Raw genomic sequence first — 6,015 nt, 5'->3', positions numbered from 1 at the left:
CTGGATCTGGCCCAGACCGTACAGACGCAACGCGCGCACCAGGACCCGGTGGAGTTGCTGGACATGGGCCTGCTGCTGGAAGAAGTGCTGCTGGGATTGCGCGGGCAGATCATCGACCAACAGGCCCTGGTGGAGGTGGAGGTGACCCAGGCCCCCGGCCTGTACTACAGCCGGGCCAACCTGCGCTCGGTCGTGCACAACCTGGTCAGCAACGCCCTCAAGTTCGCCCACCCCGCCCGCCCGCTCCGGCTGCGGCTGCGCACCTACCTCACGCCGCAGGGGCACCCGGCCCTGGAAGTAGCCGACAACGGCCTGGGCATGAACCTGCAGGACCCCTTCAACCCCGTCTTCCAGCTCTTCAGCCGCCAGCACCCGGCCATCGAGGGAACCGGGGTGGGCCTGTACCTGGTGCAGCGCATTGTGCGCAGCAACGGCGGGCAGGTGACGGTAACCAGCACCCTGCAGGAAGGCACCACGTTCACCATTCACTGGAAAAACTCGTAAGCCCTCCCGCCCGCATCTACCAGGGCAGGCGGGAGGCTTGTTGACTCGCAATCAGCTACGCGCGTATCATCTAATGATGAGCCGGTTTGCTCCTGTGGCACTTCGTCGTGGTTAGCCCTTCTCTGTTCATCCCCCTCCAGCGCATTCACAACCGTAAAAGCCAATGCTCCATCACCTTATTTACATGAGCCGCGAGGCTCAACCGCTGCAGGAGCCCGAGCTCAAGCACCTTCTGGTGCAGGCTCAGCAGGCCAATGCTGCGCAGGGCATCACCGGCGTGCTGATCTATGGCGACCAGCAATTCATGCAGATTATCGAAGGCGAAGAGGCCAGCCTGGCCCGGCTGTACGCGAAGCTGTTGAACGACCCGCGCCATACCAGCGTGGTGAAGCTGGCGGACAAGCAGATCAGCCAGCGGAGTTTTGCTTCCTGGTCGATGGCCTTTCAGGTGGCCTCCCCCGAGGAGTTTCGCAAGCTTAGGGCGTACACGGCGCCCGAACAGCTGGAATTGCAAAAACCTACGATGAGTGCGGCGGATGCCTTATTGCTGGAAATGATGCAATCCTTTGTTTTAAAGAAGTCTTCCTGAGTAGTGCGCATAGAGCTATAATGCACAATGCACAATGCCTTATAGGATGCAAGCTGGTTTTTTCTCCTACATGTGAAGATGCACATTCTTAACGTGCAAATCCGCCCGATCGGAAGAAATTAGCCACAAATTATGCTATATAAGCACCTTGCTGAGTCTTCCTCAAGAGTGCTAACGTGGTAAGGGTATCCAATAGCGGGCGTACCTTCTCAGGCTTCGTTCGCCGGAATCGCTTGGCAATTTGCGCCGGATCGACTGGCTGCCCCGCTTGTTGAACCATTGCCCATACGGCCTGCATTTGTTCGGCCAACTCGGCCGGCCAGGGCTGCATGTCCGTGACGATGGTCGTAGCATCCGTTGCCGTAATGGTCGGTAACGACAGAGCCGACTGCTGTAGCTCAGGAGCCTGATAGGTAGGGCGCAGGTAACGTACGTGGCCAGCTTGCTCTTCCCGGGCCCGCTCGTGGTTGAGGCGCACCAGGCGGGTAAGGACTTCGGCGTCGGGGAGGTCGGTGGGCCAGCCATAGGCGGTAGCAACGGCTGTATCGAGTTGCTGGTGCAGGCTCAACACAACGGAGGCCAGGCCCTGCTGGTTGATGGTTTGCTCTTTGGGCGTGGTGAGGGGCTGGCTGGCGCGCAGCTTCTCCACCACGTTATAGAGGTCGGTGAGGGTGAGGGTAGGGTGCTGGGTCTGCTGGCGCTTGCGGTGGGCGTCGAGCTGTTCGGCTAGTTCCCGGATGTGCGCCTGCTGCTCCGCCGTGGCCGCCGGGAAGGGGAACGTTTGAAAACACCGGGAGCTATTGTAGCGCGGTCGGTCTTCCAAAGTCCCACCAGTTGCTAATGCCCAAACTAGGTGCAGTCGACTTGATAATATACCTAGCTCGTAGGCATCTTCTAAAGCCAGAGCTACTAGCATATGGTCAGGTGCTATATCAGCATCAAGAAACTGAAACATGCGGTGCTTAGCAGTTTCGGCGGTAGCAATGTAACGTGTGAGCCCCTTTATAGCTGACCGTAAGCCCTTACGCGTTTCAGCAAACTGCCACCAGAACTCCTTCAGTTTTTTACGGTTGTTCGTGTCCCTATCTGGCTTCACTTCTGTGAAAACATGCTGATAGACTTCCGGGAATTGCGAAATGACTTCTGATTCAGTTAAGCCAAACAAGTCAATCAGAAATACCCCACGAGGACGAGCGGTTAAGTCTTTGCCGTTACGATAAGGGCGAATCCGTTCTTCCAACCCTGTAATTCGCCCACGTCCAAGTTGCTGTGCTTGTTCCTCGGTGACAATGAATCCAGCCCCTGCCAGCATCATACCATTGCTGGTCACGCCCATGTTTGCTTGTAACGGAGCCGCTGCCGCTACATCAGCACCCACAGTGAAGTCAGCGTTAATAGCGCCTTCTATTTCCACTAGTTCTACTGCGTGTGCATCATCCTCTGTAGTGGCAACTTCACCTACTAGCTTCATCAATTTGCCGATGGGCGTATCAACACGCCCCACACTCATAGCAATGCGTACAGCAGCACCTTGCGCACTGTCCACCCACGGATGGTCGGCAATGGCATAAGTCAGATACAGCGGCGGAGTGGCCTCTAGATGCCGCTGAATCAGGCGGCGGTTGAAGGTTTGGGTAATAGAGTTGGTAGTGATGAATCCGAATGCCTCGGCTTTGCCCTGTCGCACGGTTTCGGCCGCCTTCTCCCACCAATACATCACTAAGTCGGCTGATTCGGGCACTACCCCTTTGTACGTTTTGCGCAGCGCGTCCACGTAGGGATCGCCCAACGCGGCGCGCATGGCCTTATCGCCCACAAATGGCGGATTGCCAATAATGAAGTCTGCCTTCGGCCACTCGGTTGGCTTAGCGTTCTGGAAGCCTCCGTCGTGGGTCAATACCGCATCTTGCTGGCGGATGTTCTGATACTCATCCAGAAGCGGCTCGCGTAGCTCGGAGGGGCCGTAGGTGCGCAGGTGCCATTGCAGGTATCCAATGCGCAGCACCACATCCGCCACTGTTGCCGCGCGCGGGTTCAACTCCAAGCCCAGGAACTGCTGCGGCCCCACGGTGGTACCTCCGCCTAGATCAAGCAGGCCCGTGTGCCCGTAGCTGTTGATGGCGGTCAATACTTCCCCTTCCAAGCGTTTGAGGTGCTCCAGCGTCACGTAGAGGAAGTTGCCCGACCCACAGGCAGGATCCAGAATCCGCAAGCTCGTCAACCGCTTGTGGAAGCGTACGAGCTCGGCCCGGGCCTCCTTGGGCTTGTCGTCTTCCAGGCGCCGGGCACTGGCGGCTTGTGCCGCGGCCCACTCGCGCCGTAGCGGGTCCAGCACGGTCGGCAGGATCAGCCGCTCCACATAGCGCCGTGGGGTATAGTGGGCACCCAGCCGGTGGCGTTCCTTTGGATCGAGGGCCCGCTCCAGCAACGTGCCGAAGATAGCCGGCTCGACTTCCGTCCAATCGGCTTCGGCCGCCTTCAACAACAATTCGATCTGCGCGGCCGTGAGCGGCAGAGCCGTCGCGTCGTGGAAGAGCTTGCCGTTGAAGCGCGGTACCCGGGCCTTGAGCTCGGTAGAGAAGCCACCGGTGTCCATCTTGTGCCAGAGGCTTTGCAGCGCATCCGGCAGGTGCTGCCGCAGCTCAGGGGTAGCATATTGCTGCAGTAAGCCGGTGAAGGAGGCCTTCGGAATCAACCCGACGTCCTCGCTGAACATGGTAAACAGGCAGCGCATGAGAAACTGCGCGACCAGGTCGGGGGAGTGGCCGGCGCGTTCAAGTTGGGAGGAAACACCAGCCAGGTAGCCGGCCAACTCCCGGGTCACGCGGGCGGCCCGGCGGCTGGGGTCCAGCTGCTGCGGGTCCAGGAAGATCTGCCGCAGCAGTTCACGGTTACTTTCCTCGGCCAAGGCTGGCAGCAGCAGGCGGAAGCTGCTCTGATCGGGGAAGGGGATGAACGAGTCCCCGACGCCTACGAAGTTGCTGTAGATATCGATGCAATAGCCGACATCAACGACCAGGAGGAAGAGGGGGCGGGGTTCGTCGGCCGGCAGAGCACGGACGTAATTAAGGGCCTGTTGGCGGGCGGTCTGCATGACCTGCTCCCATTTGGCCGTGCCGCGGGTGGCATGCCCGGCGCGGCGTTTCTCTGGGGCTAGGCCCAGCTCCCGCCTTTCATCTTCCGTGCTCCGTGCTCCGTGCTCCGTGCTCCGTGCTCCGTGCTCCGTGCTCCGTGCTCCGTGCTCCGTGCTCCGTGCTCCGTGCTCCGTGCTCCGTGCTCCGTGCTCCGTGCTCCGTGCTCCGTATAATTTAAGCCGGCAAAGGTACCAACGCCTTGCTTCGTTTCCAATACAAAGCAGCCCCTTTTGTACAAATCAATACGACCAGTGCTCTTTTTTGCTCCATCGTTGAACTGCACCGCGCGCTCCAGCACGTAGGCATCTTCCGCCGGCCGATCAGTCGTCGGGTTTGGTCGCGGCACCTGTAGCAGGTCGCAGAGATCTTGTAGGAACAGACCGTAGTTGGCCCGCTCGGCGCCACCGGATACGCGCCAGCGGTCTTCAAATTCGAGATAGGTCACGAGGAAGTGGTGTTAGATAAGTTAAAGCACGAATAAAGCTAGAAAAGCGCTGACTACGCAAGGTGTGAGGAATAGGGCAAAAGCTAATCTCACAGGAAACATCATTTGCGCGCTAACGAGCCTGTTTTTGTTTCGTATCAGCACTCTATAGTCTTACCGGTATAGTTGACCACCCCGGCTTACACTCTCTCCTGCCAGCAGCTGCCACGGGCTGCCTCGGTGGTATCTGGTGACTGGTCTGTTCCCGATGAACTCACTTCTTTATTCTGCCCCGGTAGTTATAGTGCCTAAGTAAACATAGAGAGGGGAGGAGCGTATATGACGGACTTCCGTTGAAAAGTGACCTTCCATGAGTGAACAAATTATCTTATCTACCTCCTATGGCACGGCACTGGCTGACAGTGCCGTGCCCTGCGTCATCACCCAGTGGCATGGCTTTGCCAACAAAACGGAATTTATCGCTTTGCAGGACGCGGCACTGGTGTACTTTGAACAGCAGGCGACCGCCGAGCGACCGTGGGGCTGGATAGGGGACGTGCGCCATATGGGCGCTATCCCCGAAGAGGCCCAACGCTGGCTGCAGAACGAATTTAATCCCCGCGCCTTGGCCGCTGGTCTGCGCGTCGTGAGCGTCGTGGTGGCAGAAAGTATTTTTGGCCAGATTGCCACTCAGCGGTACGAGCAACAAACGGCAACAAGCACCTCCGTGCTAGGCGTCACTTACTATACCTCGCTGGAAGAAGCCAAAGCAGGCGCGCAGCAGGAAGCCCGCGCCAGGTGGAAGTCTATCTTCTAACCACCTATCCATCTACTACTTGGCTGGTACGCTGCGGTAAGCTCACTTGCTATCTTTCTACTGATGGAAATCCTTCTAAGTAACCAGTACCTGCGCATCTACTTGCATCGTACGACCCATCAAACACTTGAACTGCAATGGTTGGATTTTGTACCTAGTGCCGACTTTCGAGCTGCCCTGGAAGAAGCGATGCGTCTAGCGCGTCTGCACAACATCCGGGCGCTGATTGCCGACAACCGGCTGCTGCGCGCCCTGCGTCAAGCTGACTTGGAGTTTGGGGGCGAACTCGTTTTCAAGGGCCTGAGCGCCATGGGGGGCCAGCGCTTTGCCGCTGTCGAATCGCTGGATGCGATGAATCGGATGGGCGTCTCTGCGTTGGTGGCCACTGTAATCCCGAACACGAGACTTACCAGTCAGTTCTTTACTACGATTGAGCAGGCGCGTGTCTGGTCTACTGCCCCCTTTTGATATATCGTGCTACATTGGCAACTCAGCCTTGACTGAAGACGAATGTCTAAAGATTAAAATCGTTTCCGAGTTGAATGAA

General features: G+C 58.0%; 6 protein-coding genes. 4 read left to right on the top strand and 2 right to left on the bottom strand.

Features of this window, described 5'->3' with window-relative positions; translation table 11 throughout:
* Together KLP40_RS19475 and KLP40_RS19470 are read left to right on the top strand one after the other, a co-directional pair.
* Window positions 1-504 (top strand): ATP-binding protein (locus KLP40_RS19475; protein WP_215595512.1); only part of this gene is annotated, 504 nt, incomplete at its 5' end.
* A 163-nt stretch (window positions 505-667) separates the two neighbouring features.
* Window positions 668-1,093 (top strand): BLUF domain-containing protein, encoded by a 426-nt coding sequence (locus tag KLP40_RS19470; RefSeq protein WP_215595511.1) that lies wholly within the window; start codon window positions 668-670, stop codon window positions 1,091-1,093.
* A gap of 130 nt (window positions 1,094-1,223) precedes the next feature.
* On the opposite strand, the gene KLP40_RS19465 is transcribed toward KLP40_RS19470, so the two are convergent.
* Both KLP40_RS19465 and KLP40_RS21600 read right to left on the bottom strand, forming a co-directional pair.
* Window positions 1,224-4,187, bottom strand: a complete 2,964-nt coding sequence (locus KLP40_RS19465; RefSeq protein ID WP_215595510.1) for a class I SAM-dependent DNA methyltransferase — start codon at window positions 4,185-4,187, stop codon at window positions 1,224-1,226.
* Window positions 4,188-4,246: 59 nt separating this feature from the next.
* A complete protein-coding gene (locus KLP40_RS21600) occupies window positions 4,247-4,672 on the bottom strand; it encodes a type IIL restriction-modification enzyme MmeI (protein ID WP_317196800.1) in 426 nt (141 codons plus the stop codon).
* Window positions 4,673-5,021: 349 nt separating this feature from the next.
* Here KLP40_RS21600 and KLP40_RS19460 point away from each other — a divergent pair, with 349 nt between their 5' ends.
* Complete coding sequence (locus KLP40_RS19460; RefSeq protein WP_215595509.1) at window positions 5,022-5,468, top strand: hypothetical protein; 447 nt, start codon at window positions 5,022-5,024, stop codon at window positions 5,466-5,468.
* A gap of 63 nt (window positions 5,469-5,531) precedes the next feature.
* Window positions 5,532-5,936, top strand: a complete 405-nt coding sequence (locus KLP40_RS19455; protein WP_215595508.1) for a hypothetical protein — start codon at window positions 5,532-5,534, stop codon at window positions 5,934-5,936.
* Window positions 5,937-6,015 lie beyond the last annotated feature (79 nt).

The organism is Hymenobacter piscis (assembly GCF_018760735.1).
In the GTDB taxonomy this organism is placed as follows: domain Bacteria; phylum Bacteroidota; class Bacteroidia; order Cytophagales; family Hymenobacteraceae; genus Hymenobacter; species Hymenobacter piscis.
Note: the sequence above shows the minus strand (reverse complement) of the source record. Positions and strands in the feature narration are given on the sequence as shown.